Source organism: Microbacterium sp. Leaf151, from assembly GCF_001424225.1.
GTDB lineage: Bacteria > Actinomycetota > Actinomycetes > Actinomycetales > Microbacteriaceae > Microbacterium.
The window spans coordinates 535,182-548,522 of sequence record NZ_LMOR01000001.1; the positions used below are offsets into that span (position 1 = coordinate 535,182).

The 13,341-nt window shown below is 72.9% G+C and carries 12 protein-coding genes; 7 read left to right on the plus strand and 5 right to left on the minus strand.

Features of this window, described 5'->3' with window-relative positions:
- Positions 1–212: 212 nt before the first annotated feature.
- From ASF76_RS02410 to ASF76_RS02420, 3 genes are read right to left on the minus strand one after another with little or no spacing between them, the layout of a single operon-like run.
- A complete protein-coding gene (locus tag ASF76_RS02410) occupies positions 213–872 on the minus strand; it encodes a methionine ABC transporter permease (RefSeq protein ID WP_055952357.1) in 660 nt (219 codons plus the stop codon).
- Entirely contained in the window at positions 869–1,894 is a 1,026-nt protein-coding gene (locus ASF76_RS02415; protein ID WP_055952360.1) for a methionine ABC transporter ATP-binding protein, read from the minus strand. The genes ASF76_RS02410 and ASF76_RS02415 overlap by 4 nt, the downstream gene beginning before the upstream one ends.
- Positions 1,891–2,793, minus strand: coding sequence for a MetQ/NlpA family ABC transporter substrate-binding protein (locus ASF76_RS02420; protein WP_055952363.1), 903 nt, complete (start codon positions 2,791–2,793; stop codon positions 1,891–1,893). The genes ASF76_RS02415 and ASF76_RS02420 overlap by 4 nt, the downstream gene beginning before the upstream one ends.
- 349 nt (positions 2,794–3,142) lie before the next feature.
- On the opposite strand from ASF76_RS02420, the gene ASF76_RS02425 reads away from it, so the two are divergent.
- Genes ASF76_RS02425 through ASF76_RS02450 form a run of 6 tightly spaced genes read left to right on the plus strand, consistent with a single transcriptional unit; the run spans position 3,143 to position 10,600 of the window.
- Complete coding sequence (locus ASF76_RS02425; protein ID WP_156459087.1) at positions 3,143–4,318, plus strand: glycosyltransferase family protein; 1,176 nt, start codon at positions 3,143–3,145, stop codon at positions 4,316–4,318.
- Positions 4,308–5,537: a glycosyltransferase gene (locus tag ASF76_RS02430; protein ID WP_055952369.1), complete on the plus strand. Its 1,230-nt coding sequence runs from the start codon at positions 4,308–4,310 to the stop codon at positions 5,535–5,537. The genes ASF76_RS02425 and ASF76_RS02430 overlap by 11 nt, the downstream gene beginning before the upstream one ends.
- Positions 5,537–6,673 carry a glycosyltransferase family 4 protein gene (locus ASF76_RS02435; protein ID WP_055952371.1) on the plus strand — a complete coding sequence of 379 codons (1,137 nt, stop codon included), beginning with the start codon at positions 5,537–5,539 and terminating at the stop codon, positions 6,671–6,673. The genes ASF76_RS02430 and ASF76_RS02435 overlap by 1 nt, the downstream gene beginning before the upstream one ends.
- Positions 6,670–8,499, plus strand: a complete 1,830-nt coding sequence (locus ASF76_RS02440) for an ABC transporter ATP-binding protein (RefSeq protein WP_055952374.1) — start codon at positions 6,670–6,672, stop codon at positions 8,497–8,499. The genes ASF76_RS02435 and ASF76_RS02440 overlap by 4 nt, the downstream gene beginning before the upstream one ends.
- Positions 8,496–9,581: a phosphotransferase family protein gene (locus tag ASF76_RS02445; RefSeq protein WP_055952377.1), complete on the plus strand. Its 1,086-nt coding sequence runs from the start codon at positions 8,496–8,498 to the stop codon at positions 9,579–9,581. The genes ASF76_RS02440 and ASF76_RS02445 overlap by 4 nt, the downstream gene beginning before the upstream one ends.
- Positions 9,578–10,600 carry a hypothetical protein gene (locus tag ASF76_RS02450; protein ID WP_156459088.1) on the plus strand — a complete coding sequence of 341 codons (1,023 nt, stop codon included), beginning with the start codon at positions 9,578–9,580 and terminating at the stop codon, positions 10,598–10,600. The genes ASF76_RS02445 and ASF76_RS02450 overlap by 4 nt, the downstream gene beginning before the upstream one ends.
- Positions 10,601–10,654: 54 nt before the next feature.
- Here the strand turns inward: ASF76_RS02450 and ASF76_RS02455 are convergent, their stop codons facing one another.
- Together ASF76_RS02455 and ASF76_RS02460 are read right to left on the minus strand one after the other, a co-directional pair.
- Positions 10,655–11,311 carry a response regulator transcription factor gene (locus tag ASF76_RS02455; RefSeq protein ID WP_055952383.1) on the minus strand — a complete coding sequence of 219 codons (657 nt, stop codon included), beginning with the start codon at positions 11,309–11,311 and terminating at the stop codon, positions 10,655–10,657.
- Position 11,312: 1 nt separating this feature from the next.
- Positions 11,313–12,809, minus strand: a complete 1,497-nt coding sequence (locus ASF76_RS02460; RefSeq protein WP_055952385.1) for a sensor histidine kinase — start codon at positions 12,807–12,809, stop codon at positions 11,313–11,315.
- A 126-nt stretch (positions 12,810–12,935) separates the two neighbouring features.
- On the opposite strand from ASF76_RS02460, the gene ASF76_RS02465 reads away from it, so the two are divergent.
- The gene (locus tag ASF76_RS02465) at positions 12,936–13,322 is read left to right on the plus strand and encodes a hypothetical protein (RefSeq protein WP_055952388.1); all 387 of its coding nucleotides are present in this window, start codon (positions 12,936–12,938) and stop codon (positions 13,320–13,322) included.
- Positions 13,323–13,341 lie beyond the last annotated feature (19 nt).

Here is a 13,341-nt window from a genome sequence, read left to right on the forward strand (position 1 = left end):
GAGCCCCCCGGTCGAGATCGCCCTGACGATCCGACGTCACCGCCTTCCCGTCGGAAGCGACCCACACAGCCGGACCACGTTGAGTGTCCACAACACGCCGCACGCTCACGCCGGGTGACGGCGTGTCGCGGACACTCAACGGGGCGGGGATGCCGCGGCCGCACCGTGCGAGGGCCGCGGGCGCGCGCACCGGGTGAGAGCGAGTCCTGACGTCAGCGGCGCAGGATGCGGTGGGCGAGCGCGTTGCCGAGCAGCTGACCGGCCTGCACGATCACCACGATGATCGCGACCGTCACCCACGTCGCCTGCTGGTTGAACTGCTGGTACCCGTAGATGATCGCGAAGTTGCCGAGCCCGCCGCCGCCGATGTAACCGGCCATGGCCGACATGTCGACGACCGCGATGAACATGAACGTGTAGCCGAGGATCAGCGGCGCGAGCGCCTCGGGGATCACCACGCCGAACAGCACGCCGATCCGCCGGGCGCCGACGGCCCGCGCAGCCTCGACGGTGCCGGGGTCGACGGCGACGAGGTTCTGCTCGACCACGCGGGCGATCACGACCGTGGCCATGATCGTGATCGGCACGATCGCGGCATCCGTCCCCAGGGTCGTCCCGGTCACCGCGCGGGTGACGGGGGCGACGGCGGTGAGGAAGATGATGAACGGGATCGGGCGGATGAGATTGATCACGAGGTTCGCGACCGCGAAGACGACCCGGTTCTCGAACAGGTTGCCGGGCCGGGTGGCGTAGAGCAGCGCCCCGATGACGAGCCCCGCGACGCCGGAGATGAGCAGCGAGACGGCGACCATGTAGACCGTCTCGCCGATGGACTGCAGCAGCACCGGGGTGAGGGTGTCCCACTTGTTCATGCGCGCACCTCCCCGGTGGGCACGACGACATCGGTGTGGGCGCGCAGCTCCGCGACGACGGCGCCGAGGTCGTCGGTGTGCACGCGATAGGTGAGCGTGCCGAGCTGGCGCCCGAGCACGTCGGTGACGCCGCCGTAGACGACGGAGTGACGGGCGCCGTGACGGTGGAACACGTTCGAGACGTCTTCGCTGGAGAACTCGTTGATCTCGACGCTGACCAGGTCGCCCCCGCCCGCGGCGAGCGCCGACAGTGTCTCTCCCGCCGGCACGCCCTGCGTCACCGCGGCGACGAACCGTTTGGTGAGGTCGGCGCGCGGGTGCGCGAACACGCGGTAGGTGTCGCCGCTGTCGACGACGCGGCCGCCGTCCATCACGATGACCTGGTCGCAGAGCTCGTGCACGATCGAGATCTGGTGCGTGATGACGACGATCGTGATGCCGAGGCGCCGGTTGATCTCGCGCAGCAGGTCGAGCACCTCGGCCGTGGTCTGCGGGTCGAGCGCGCTCGTGGCCTCGTCGGCGAGCAGGATGCGGGGGTCGGTCGCAATCGCCCGCGCGATGCCGACGCGCTGCTTCTGCCCGCCCGACAGGCGCCGTGGGTACTGCTTCGCCTTGTCGCCGATGCCGACGAAGTCGAGCAGCTCGGCGACGCGCTTGTCGCAGTCGGCCTTCTTCCATCCCGCCACCTTGAGCGGGTAGGCGACGTTCGCCGCGACGGTGCGCGAGGTGAAGAGGTTGAACTGCTGGAAGATCATGCCGACGCTCCGCCGCAGATCGCGCAGCTTCGCCTCGGTGGCCGCCCCCACGTCGACGCCGAGCACCTCGACGGTGCCCGACGTCGGCTGCTCGAGCCCGTTCAACAGACGCACCAGGGTCGACTTACCGGCGCCGGAGTAACCGATCACGCCGACGATCGACCCCTCCTCCACGCTCAGCGACACGTCGTCGACGGCGGTCGTGGAGGAGCGGCGATCGGTGCGGAAGCTTTTCGAGACGCCCCGCAGCTCGATGACCGCGGTCATCCGTTCTGGGCCTTGAGGGCGTCTTCGAGACCCGTCAGTTCGTCCTGCAGCTGCGCGCCGGTCCACTCGGTCTTGAACTGCAGGTTGCCCTGGTTCAGCTCGGTGACCGCGGCCTCGACCTCGGGGCTGTGGTACGCCGCCACGAGCTTCTCCCAGCGCGGGTCGTCCTTCTTGTCGTCGCGCGTGACGAACGCGTTGATGTACGGCGCGAGCTGCGGGTTGTTCAGGTCTTCCTTGAAGATGATGAGCTCGTCGCCGAGCCCGCCCTTCTGGGCCTGCGTGTTGTTGACGATGGCGGCCTGGGCGCTGCCGTCTTTGAGCGCGGTGACGGTCTGGTTGGTGTCGACGGGGAGCAGCTCGATCTTCGAGGTGACGATGTCCGCCGGCGTCGAGAGGGCGGTGCCACCGTCCTTGAGGGTGAGCAGCCCCGCTGTCTGGAGGTTCAGCAGGCCGCGAGCGAGGTTGGTCGGGTTGTTGGGGATGGCGACCTTCGACCCCTCGGGCAGGTCCTTCACATCGGAGTACTGCTCGGAGTACAGCGCGAGCGGGTAGACCGCGGTGGCGCCGACCGGCACCAGCGAGCCGTTGTTCTCGACGTTGAACTGCGACAGGTAGATGAGGTGCTGGAAGAGGTTCACGTCCAGTTCGCCGTCCTGCACGCCCTGGTTGAGCTGCACACCGTCGTTGATCGTGCGCACCTCGAGCTCGATGCCCTCATCGGCGAGCTTCTGCGTCAGCACCGCCCAGTGCGCCTCGGTGCCGTCGTCGGCGCCCAGGACGATGCGCGAGGAGTCGTCGGTGGATGCCGCTCCCCCGGCGCACCCGGTCAGGGCGAGGAGGAGGGCTGCGGAGGAGGCGCCGAGGATCGTGGCCAGGCGTGCGGTGCGGTGCGAAGTCATGGACCCACGTCACCATGCGCTCGACGGACGCCTAAGCCGCGGCGTTACGGCCGGTAACGGGCTGTCACGCGAGGTAACGGATTCGTCCGGACGGCATCGTTCGACGATGATCGCGGCACCTCGGGCACCGGCATCCGGGGATCCGTCGCGCGAGGTTCGGCCGAAGCGGCCTTGGACGCCGGTGACGGATCGTCGGTAGGACGGGGCGCGCGCCCCGCACGCGGAACGCATTTCTAAGAACCCTCTCGTGGAGGGCTTAATCGCGCTTTACAGGCCGTGGCCAGCATGGGAGACGCGGGACACCCCGCGGATGCGGCGCAACGGGCGCCCACCACCCCAGGAGGCTGCTGTGGTTCACCGGATCGCCCTGTCGTCGCACGACTCCGTCGGGCTCGGACACGTGAGGCGCAACCTCGCCCTCGCCCATTCCCTCACGCGAGCGGTCCCGAGCATCGTGGGGGAAGAGGTCACGGGGGTCCTCATCACGGGCCAGGCCTCCGCGACGGCGTTCCCGACCCCGCCCGGGTGGGATTGGGTGGTGGTACCCAGCGTCTCCGTCGACGACACGGGCTACCGATCCCGGCACCTCGCGGCCGACATCCAGCGGGTCACCGCGATGCGGGCGGGCGTCATCGCCGGGGTGCTGCGGGCCTTCGCACCCGACCTCTTCGTGGTGGACCGCCATCCCTTCGGGGTGCACGGCGAGCTGCGCAACGCGCTGCGGGATCTTCGCGCCACCCACCCCTCGTGCACGACCGTCCTGGGTCTTCGCGACGTGCTCGACCGCCCGGCGGTCGCCCGGGCGGAGTTCCGCACCCTCGGCGGGGCGCGCGCCGTGCGGGAGCACTTCGACGCGATCTGGGTGTACGGCGATCCAGCCGTGCACGACCTGCGGCTCAGCGGCGAGACGCCCCCCGGGCTCGCACCGCTCATCAGCTACACCGGCTACCTCGCGCACGGGCGTCCGAGCCGTCCGGCGCCCGCCGTCGAGGGCCCCTACGTGCTGACCACGGTCGGCGGAGGCTCCGACGGGGTGCACACCGCCGTCGCCGCGGCCGGCGCCGACCTGCCCGCCGGGCACCGCCACCTCATCGTCACCGGCCCCCAGATGTCGGATGCCGACCGCGATCGGGTGCGCGCGGCGGCGACGCGGACGGGCGCCGACGTGGTGCAGAGCGTGCCCGACCTGCCGGGCCTGCTCGAGCGCGCCGCCGCGGTCGTGACGATGGGCGGCTACAACACCGTGTGCGAGGTCATGAGCACCTCGACCCCCGCCCTCGTCGTGCCCCGCTCGGGCCGACGCGACGAGCAGCGCATCCGCGCTCGCGCCCTCGAGCGCGTCGGCGCGATCGAGACGGTCGGTGCGAACCCCCTCGACAGCGAGGCCATCGCCGCTTTCTTCCGCCGGACCCACCAGACCCGCTGCGCCCGCACCGGCATCGAACTCGACGGCCTGTCCACGGCCGCCACCCTCTCGGCGCAGCTGCTCGCCCCGACGGAAGGACTCACCGCCCATGCCATCTGACGCCACCCCCCTGATCGGCTACGTCGTGAAGATGTACCCGCGCTTCTCCGAGACGTTCGTCGTCACCGAGATCATCGCCCGCGAAGCGCGCGGCGAGTGCCTCGAGATCTTCGCGCTGCGCCCGAGCGACGACACCCGCTTCCACGCCGAACTCGCCCGCGTGCAGGCGCCCGTCCGCGCCGTCCCCGTGCCGCGTCGCCTGTCGGCCGCGTGGGACGGCCTCCGTCGCGCGCAGGCCGACCCCCGCCTCGGCCGGGCCGTCGCCCGCCATCTGCCGGAGCTGCTGTCCGTGGAGGCCGACGATGCGCTGCAGGCCGTCGAGGTCGCCCGGCAGGCGGTCGATCGGCGCATCACCCACCTCCACGCGCACTTCGCCTCGACCGCGACGACCGTGACGCGGTTGGCGGCGATGCTCGCCGGCATCCCGTACTCCTTCACCGCCCACGCGAAGGACATCTTCCACTCCTCGGTCGACCCGGCCGACCTCGAGCGCAAGCTGTCGGATGCCGCGTTCACGGTGACGGTGAGCGACTTCAACCTCCGCCACCTCCGCGAGACCTTCCCCGCGGCGGGACGCATCGTGCGCGTCTACAACGGCATCGACCTCGAGCGCTTCCCGTTCGTGGAGCGCGCACCGCGGTTGGGGACGTGGCGGCTGCTCGCGGTCGGGCGGCTCGTGGAGAAGAAGGGCTTCGGCGTGCTGATCGACGCCGTCGGGCGCCTCCGCGCCGAGGGGGTGGATGCCACGCTCGACATCGTCGGCGACGGCGAGCTCGCGACCCCGCTGCGCAGACAGGCGGCCGCCTCGCCGGCCATCCGCTTCCTCGGTCCGCTGCCGCAGGGGGAGGTCTCGGCGCGCCTCCGCGCGGCCGACGTGTTCGTCGCCCCGTGCCTGGTCGGCGCCGACGGCAATGCCGACGGACTGCCCACCGTGCTCCTGGAGGCCATGGCGAGCGGCATCCCGTGCGTGTCGACGGCGGTCACCGGCATCCCCGAGATCATCGAGGACGGCCGCACCGGCGTGCTGTGCACGCCCGGCGATGTGGACTCGCTCACCGCGGGGCTGCGCCGCATCAGTCGGCCTGATTACCCCGTCGAGGCGACCACCCGTCGCGCGCGCCGGCTCGTCGAGCAGCGGTTCGACGCCGCGGCGCAGGCCGAGCGGCTCGCCGAGCTCACCGCGGCCGACGCCGCGACCGACCGGAAGGAGGCGGCGTGATGCGCGTGGCCTATCTCGTCGCCGACCCCGGCGTGCCCGTCTTCGGCACGAAGGGCGCGAGCGTGCACGTGCAGGAGATCGTGCGGGCGTTCCGTTCCCGCGGCGACGACGTGACGGTGTACGCCACCCGGTTGGGCGATCACGTCCCCTCCGACCTCGCCGAGGTGCGCGTCGTCGTCCAGCGCGTGCGAGGAGCGGGGGCCGAGCAGCGCGAGCGCGGCATCCGCGACGCCGTCGACGCTCTCACAGCCGCCATCGTGGCCGACGGGTGCGACCTGGTGTACGAACGGTTCTCGCTCTTCTCGGCCGGTGGTGCTGACGTCGCCGACGCCCTCGGCGTGCCGGTCGTGCTCGAGGTCAACGCCCCGCTGGTGGAGGAGCAGCGCCGCCACCGCGAGCTGATCGACGAGCGGGCCGCGGTCGCCATCGCCGGGCGCGCGCTGCAGCGCGCCGACGTGGCGGCCTGCGTCTCCGAGCAGGTGGCGGCCTGGGCGCGGGATCACGGCGCCCCGCGCCCGCTGGTGGCCCCGAACGGCGTGAACACCGACCGCGTGCGTCCGCCGCTCGTGCGGCGGGCCGACGACGTACCGCCCACCGTCGGGTTCGTCGGCACGCTCAAGCCCTGGCACGGGGTGGACGTGCTGGTGGATGCCATGGCCGAACTCGCGCGGCGGGGGCGACGGGCGCGGCTGGTCATCGTCGGCGACGGTCCGCAGCGCGCAGAACTGGAGGCGCAGGCGAAGAGCGAGGGAGTGGATGCCGAGTTCACCGGCGCCGTGGCCCCGGAGGACGTGCCCGCGGTGCTGCAACGCCTCGACATCGGCGTCGCGCCGTACCGCGCCGCCGACGACTACTTCTCACCCTTGAAGGTCTCGGAGTACCTCGCCGCCGGCCTCCCCGTCGTGGGCAGCCGGGTGGGCCAGGTGCCCTCCCTCGTCCGGCACGGGCTCTCGGGGCTGCTGACCACCCCGGGTGATGCCGGCGCGCTGGCCGACGCCCTGCAGACGCTCGTCGACGACACCGCCCTCTGCCGGCGGATGGCCGATCGGGCCCGCCAACAGGCGGTCGCCGAGCACGGATGGGACGGGGTCCTCACGAGCATCCTGGGCGACGTGCCGACGGCGGTGGCGTCGTGAAGCGGCAGAAGACCGCCTCCCCGCGCGCCCTGCGGCGGAGCCTCGCCATCGTCCGGCCGCACCTGCGCGGCAAGGCATCGCTGATCGTGCTGGGCATGGTGGCCTTACTGGCCGACGTGGTCTTCCGCGTGCTCGAGCCGTGGCCGCTGAAGTTCGTCGTCGACTCGGTGTCGGTGAGCCTCGGCGCATCGACGGGGGCGGCGGCGGGGATCCCGCAGGCGAGCCTCGGGCTCCTCGTCGCGTGCGCGACCCTGCTGCTGGGGCTCATCGCCCTGCGGGCGGTGGCGGCGTACGCGAGCACGGTCGCGTTCGCCCTGGTCGGGTCGCGCGTGGCGACCGAGCTGCGCGCCCGCGCGTTCGCGCACGTGCAGTCGCTGTCGGCCCGCTACCACTCGACCGCGTCGTCGGGCGACGTCGTGCAGCGACTCGTGAGCGACATCGGCCGGCTGCAGGAGGTCGCCGTCACGGCGGGGCTGCCCCTGGTCGGGAACATCATGACCCTCGTCGTCCTCGTCGTCGTCATGTCGTTCATGGACCCCCTCCTCACCCTCGTCGTGGTGATCGCCGCCGCGCTGTACGCGGTGTCGTCGAGGCGGAGCTCCACCCGCATCACCGACGCGTCGCGCACGACGCGGAAGGGCGAGGGTGCCCTCGCCGACACGGCGTCCGAGGCCCTCGGCGCCATCCGCGTCGTGCAGGCGTACGGTCTGGAGCGCCGCCTGGCTGGCGCCTTCGCCGACGGGAACGACCGGGCCCTGACGCAGGGTGTGCGCGCGCGCCGCCTTGCGGCCGGGCTGGAGCGACGCACCGACGTCATCGTCGGGTTCGCCACCGCGGCGGTGCTCCTCGGCGGCGGCTGGCAGGTGTTGTCGGGCAGCATGACCCCCGGCGACCTCGTCGTCTTCGTCGCCTACCTCAAGCTCGCCATGCGCCCGTTGAAGGATCTCGCGAAGTACACCGGCCGCATCGCGCGGGCCGCGGCATCCGGCGAGCGCGTCGCCGATCTGCTGGCGGAGCCCGTCGAGATCGCCGACGGTCCGGACGCGGCCCCCCTGCCTGCGCTCCGCGGCGACGTCGCCTTCGAGGCCGTCTCGGTGGACGACGGACGCGGCAGCACGGTCTTCCAGGACCTGACGCTGCACATCCCCGCGGGTCAGCACGTGTGTCTGCTGGGTCCCTCGGGTGCGGGGAAATCCACCCTGGCCGGCCTCCTCGTGCGCGCGGCGGATCCCCGTTCGGGTCGGGTGCGCCTGGACGGCATCGACGTCTCCCGCGCCACGATCGCGAGCGTCCGTTCCTCGGTCTCGCTGCTGCTGCAGGAGTCGATCCTGTTCGCCACGTCCGTCCGCGAGAACATCCGGTACGGCCGCCTGGATGCCACCGACGCCGAGGTCGAAGACGCGGCGCGCCGCGCGTTCGCGCACGACTTCGTCACCGCCCTCCCCGAGGGCTACGACACCGTCCTCGGCGCACGCGGCGGCACCCTCTCGGGCGGTCAGCGTCAGCGGATCGCCATCGCCCGCGCGCTCCTGCGCGACAGTCCGGTCATCGTGCTCGACGAAGCCACGACCGGGCTCGACCCGCACGCACGCGGCCAGGTCGGCGCGTCGCTGCAGGCGCTGACGAAGGGACGCACGACCCTGTCGATCACCCACGATGTGACCCAGGCGCTGTCCGCCGACCGCGTGCTGTGGCTGGAAGACGGACGCATCGTCGAAGACGGAGCGCCGCACGAGCTCATCGACCGCGCCGACTCGCGCGTGCACGCCTGGATGCGACGCGCCGACGACGAGGATGCCGTCGCGACGACGGGGGGCCGGCGATGACCGCGGCCGTGCGCGCGCTGATCGCGCGAGACCCGGGCGTTCCCGGGCTGCGGACGCTGCTGGATCCGGCATCCCTCTCCGACGCGGTCGGGGCACCCGCCGAGGTACGTCACCTGCGGTACAAGCCGGGGACGAGCCTGCTCCTCGCGTACACCACGCCGGAGGGCGCGTTCTGGGCGGGGGCGTGGGCGGGGCCCGACAAGCCGGGCTCGGCCGAGCGGCGCGACCCCGCCGTGCGCGCCCTTGCGGGCGTGGCCTGGTCGGCCGGCGGGCCGGCGCGCAGCGACCGCGTGCTCACCCGCGCCGTGAGGGATGCCGAGCGGCACGAGCCGTCGTGGCGTCGGGCCGAGATCGTGCGGCACAACCCCGGGCGCCGGCTGGTCGTGCGCACCGGCGGCGAGTACGCCAAGACGGCCCCCGGACGCGCGGATGCCGCCCTGCGCAACGCCGATCTGCTTCGACGCGCGGGTGTGCCCACCCTTCCTCCCCGTCTGGTCACCGCCCACACCTGGGCCACGGCATCCTGGGGCGAGGGAGACCTCGCCTCGTCGCCCTCTCCGGCGCACGCCGCGGCCGCGGGCAGGGCCCTAGCCCGTCTGCATGCGGCGCCGCTCGTCGACATCGACGCCGCAGAGACGCCCGACGCCCGCGCCCGCAGCGCCGCCCGGGCCCTGCGCGTCGCGCTCCCCGAGACCGCCCGACGCGCCGACGAGATCGCGCGGCGTGCTCCCTCGGCGCACCGGCGCACCATCGTGCACGGCGACTTCAGCGCCGACCAGGTGCTGCGCGGTCGCGACGGGCGGGTGCGGCTGATCGACCTCGACCGTCTCGGGACGGGCGACCCGGCGCTCGATCTGGCCGGGTTCGCCGTCGAGGAGTTCCTGCGCACCGGCGACCTCGCGACGACGACCGCGCTCTTCGCCGCGTATCAGGCGGAGGGAGGAGTCGTGACCGAGGGCGAGTGGCGCGCTTGGACGCCGCTGTGCGTGCTGGAGCGGGCGATCGAGCCGTTCCGCCGGTGGCGACCCGATTGGCCCGCGGCCGTGGCTGCGCGCCTGGAGCGGGCGGAGGACCTGCGGTGATGCTTCCCCCGCGCGAGGTGCGCGATGAGCACGGACGCTGGCGCGTCCGCCGGGCGTGGCCGTCGTCGAACGGCTGCGACCTCGAGGTCGTCAACCCCGACGGGCGTCTGCGCGCCGGACGTCTGCGCGACGATCGGGTGGAGCTGCTCGCCGACGGGCGGGACAAACACCTGCCGGCCCTCGCACGCGCCTGGTCGACCGGCACGACCGTCTCGTGGCGCCGCGGACGCCGCGTCGTGCTGCGCGCCCACGACGGGTCGGGCTACGTCAAGGTCGTCCGGAGCGACTCGCTCGCCGCGATCACGCGGGCGCACGACCGCGCCGAATCCTTCCGCGGAGGGTTCGTCACCCCCTACGTCACGCTCCTCGATGCCGCGGGCTGCGTGCACCTCTCGCGCGTGGACGGCCGGACCCTGCACGACCTCGGCGCCGACCCCGGGACTCCGGATGCCGTGGTGCAGGCCGCGTGGGACGGCTGGGCCCGCGGCTGGGAACGCGTGCTGGCGGCGCCGGTCGCGGCCGACGCCGCCCCCCACTCCGCGGTCGATGAAGCCGAGATCCTGCTCCGGTGGCGCGATCACGCGCTTCGCGCCGGTGTCGAGCCAGCGGTCGCGGTCGCGTTCGACCGTGCGGCGGGCGCGCTCCTCACCGACTCCGGCGCTGCAACGGCTCCCGCCCACCGCGACCTGCACGACAAGCAGGTGCTGTGGGACGGGCACCGGGCCGGCCTGATCGACCTCGACACCGCCGCCCGCGCCGAACCCGCCCTCGACCTCGCGAACCTGCGCGCCCACGTGGCCTGGCGCCGCGGGCAGGGGCGCCTGTCGCCGACGCGCGCGGTCGGGGCGCTCGCGGCGATCGACCGGGTCGCCGCCCGCTCGCACGTCGACCCGGCGCGGATCGCCGCGTTCGAGGCATCCTCGCGTCTGCGCCTCGGGGCGGTCTACCTGTACCGGCCCGCGTGGCGGGCGCGGGCCGCGCAGTGGCTCATCCGCTGCGCCGCCGAGACGGGCCGGTAGACGGCTGGTCGGGCGCTCGGCGCGCCGGCGCCGCGCGAGGGCCCGTCGCCCGCCTCACACCAGCCGATACCCCGCGCCCCGCACGGTCTCGATGCGATCCGCGCCCAGCTTCTGGCGGAGGTAGCCGATGTAGACGTCGGCGACGTTCGATCCGGGGTCGAAGTCGAAGCCCCACACCCGGCTGAGCAGCTGCTCGCGGCTGAGCACCTGGCCGGGGTGGCGCACGAGTTCCTCGGCGAGCGCGAACTCGCGCGCCGACAGCACGATCTCCCTGCCCGCGACGGAGGCCGTGCGCTGGCGCACGTCGAGCACGATGTCGCGGTGCTGCAGTTCCAGGCCCTTCGCCGTCGGCTCGCGACGGATGCGGAGTCGGATGCGGGCCACCAGCTCATCGAACCGGAACGGCTTGCCGAGGTAGTCGTCGGCTCCCCCCTCGAGGCCGGCGACGGTGTCTTCGAGTTCGACGCGCGCGGTGAGCATGATGACGGGCACGGCGGAGCCCGAACCGCGAAGCTGCTCCAGCACCTCGAATCCCGTCATCCCGGGCAGGTTGACGTCGAGCACGACGAGGTCGAACTCCCCCGAGAGGGCGAGTCCGAGGGCCTCGCGGCCGTCGCCGGTCACGCGGGTGGCGTAGCCCGCCGAGCGCAGGCCCTTCTCGATGAAGGACGAGATGCGGGTCTCGTCGTCGACGATGAGGATGGATGCCACGTCAGCCCTCCGGGCGATCATGTGCGGGGATGCCGCGGGGCAGCGGCGGTCGCGGGGGAACGGAATCGGTCGGCATCTCGGCGACGATCGGGATCGTGAGCACGAACTCGGCCCCCGGTCCCGTCGCCGGATCCCGCACGGTGGCGGCACCGCCGTGGTTCTGGGCGATGGCGGCGACGATGTTGAGGCCGAGGCCGCTGCCGCCGCGGCCGTCGTCGGCCGCTCCCCTGTGGAAGCGCTCGAAGATGCGCTCGCGCTCGTCGACGGGGACCCCGGGCCCGTGATCCCGCACGAAGAGCTCCATCGTCTCCCCGCGTGAGCGGATCCCCAGCACGAGGTCGCCCCCGCCGTGGCTGACACCGTTCTGCGCCAGTTGCAGCAGGGCCTGGGTGATCCGCGCCCGGTCGACGACCGCGTGGATCGGGGCGACCGGTCCCCGCCGCACCGACGCCCCCTCGATCCCGCGCACCTTGACGACGACCTGCTCGACGAGGGCCGTCATATCGGTCGCCTGCGGGCGCAGCGGGCTCGGTCCGCGCAGGGCGGCCTCCTGGGTGAGGTCCTGGATCAGGCGTCCCATCCGCCCCAGCTCGTCGAGAACGAGCTCACGGGTGGCTCGCACGTCGGCGGGATCGCTCGCGTCCATCACGTCGAGGTGACCGCTCACGATGGTCACCGGGGTCTTCAACTCGTGCCCGACGTCGCTGAGGAGCGTGCGCTGCGCGCCGAGCGCACTGTCGAGGCGGTCGAGCATGTCGTTCATCGTCGCGGCGAGCGCGCTGACGTCGTCGTTTCCCTCGACGGGCAGCCGTTCCGCGAGCGAACGTGCCGACACCCGTGCCGCCGTCTCGCGCATGCGGCGCAGGGGTTGGAGCAGCCGTGCGGCCACCAGGCCCGCACTCGCCGCGATCACGACGAGCGCGATCGCGGCGGCCACGAGGTAGACGCGGGCGGCGTCGTCGATCTCGGCGAGCTCGCCTTCGAGGTCGTAGGCCGTGACGAACATCACCGGAGACGGGGGCGCCGACCCCTCGACCGCGATCGGGGCGGCGAGGTACCGCCAGGCGACCCCCTCTTCGGCGTAGGTGCCGATGACGGGGTCGCCCTGGGCCACCGCCGTGACGTACGGCACGAAGCCGGGCGCGGACTGCAGGTCGACGTCGAGCGGCACCCCCGGGATGAAGGCCGCGGCGCCGTCGATGACCCCGAGGGCACCGGTGTTGTCGTCGGGGCTGATGCGCGTGACCGTGGCCTCCAGCGCCGAGGTCGACGATGCCCACGCGGTTTCCCCGTTCCCCGCCGCGACCAGCGCGCGGGCCGACTCCAGCGCCGCCTCCAGGCGGGTGTCGACGGCGGCCAGGATGCGTGTGCGCTCGACCAAGTAGACGGCGGCGCCGACCGACATCAGTCCGATCGCGGCGACCACGGTGATGACCACGACGATGCGCGTTCGAACGGTCCACCCGCCGCCCGTTGCAGAGGCGGGCGCCGTTCCCATGCGCTTCAGTATGCCGGGGCGGTGACCCCCGATCCGTCGAAATAAGAAGGCTCTCACGATCGTCTTCCCGCGCCCTTACCGGCGGACGACAGGCTCGAATCACCTCACCACGGATGGAGTCCTCGAATGTCTCGTCGCGCTTGGATCGGCACCGCCCTCATCGCCGTCGCCGCCTTCGGTGCCATCGGGGCGACCGCCGCCGTCGCCACCGCCTTCGAGCCGCGCACCGCGACCGAGCGGGTCCTCCCCGGCGGCACGCTCACCGGCGGACCCGCTCCGGCCACGCCGTCGCCGACGCCCGTCGTCGACCCCTCGGCTGTCCCCACCGAGCAGGCGACTCCGGCCCCGGAACAACCCGCGGCCCCCACGGACCCGCAGCCGGTCGCACCGCCCGCGCCGCAGCCGGTCGACCCTCCGGCCCCGGTCCCGGTCTCTCCCACCGATGACGACGACGACGATGACGCGGATGACGACGTCGACGACGACGGGTACGACGACGGCGACGACGACTGACCGTCCGCACCGCACGCAC

Bases quoted from the DNA above. Each gene is read 5' to 3' on its own strand.
- ASF76_RS02410 (WP_055952357.1), bottom strand. From the start codon at position 872: ATGAACAAGTGGGACACCCTCACCCCGGTGCTGCTGCAGTCCATCGGC.
- ASF76_RS02415 (WP_055952360.1), bottom strand. From the start codon at position 1,894: ATGACCGCGGTCATCGAGCTGCGGGGCGTCTCGAAAAGCTTCCGCACC.
- ASF76_RS02420 (WP_055952363.1), bottom strand. From the start codon at position 2,793: ATGACTTCGCACCGCACCGCACGCCTGGCCACGATCCTCGGCGCCTCC.
- ASF76_RS02430 (WP_055952369.1), top strand. From the start codon at position 4,308: ATGCCATCTGACGCCACCCCCCTGATCGGCTACGTCGTGAAGATGTAC.
- ASF76_RS02435 (WP_055952371.1), top strand. From the start codon at position 5,537: ATGCGCGTGGCCTATCTCGTCGCCGACCCCGGCGTGCCCGTCTTCGGC.
- ASF76_RS02445 (WP_055952377.1), top strand. From the start codon at position 8,496: ATGACCGCGGCCGTGCGCGCGCTGATCGCGCGAGACCCGGGCGTTCCC.
- ASF76_RS02460 (WP_055952385.1), bottom strand. From the start codon at position 12,809: ATGGGAACGGCGCCCGCCTCTGCAACGGGCGGCGGGTGGACCGTTCGA.
- ASF76_RS02465 (WP_055952388.1), top strand. From the start codon at position 12,936: ATGTCTCGTCGCGCTTGGATCGGCACCGCCCTCATCGCCGTCGCCGCC.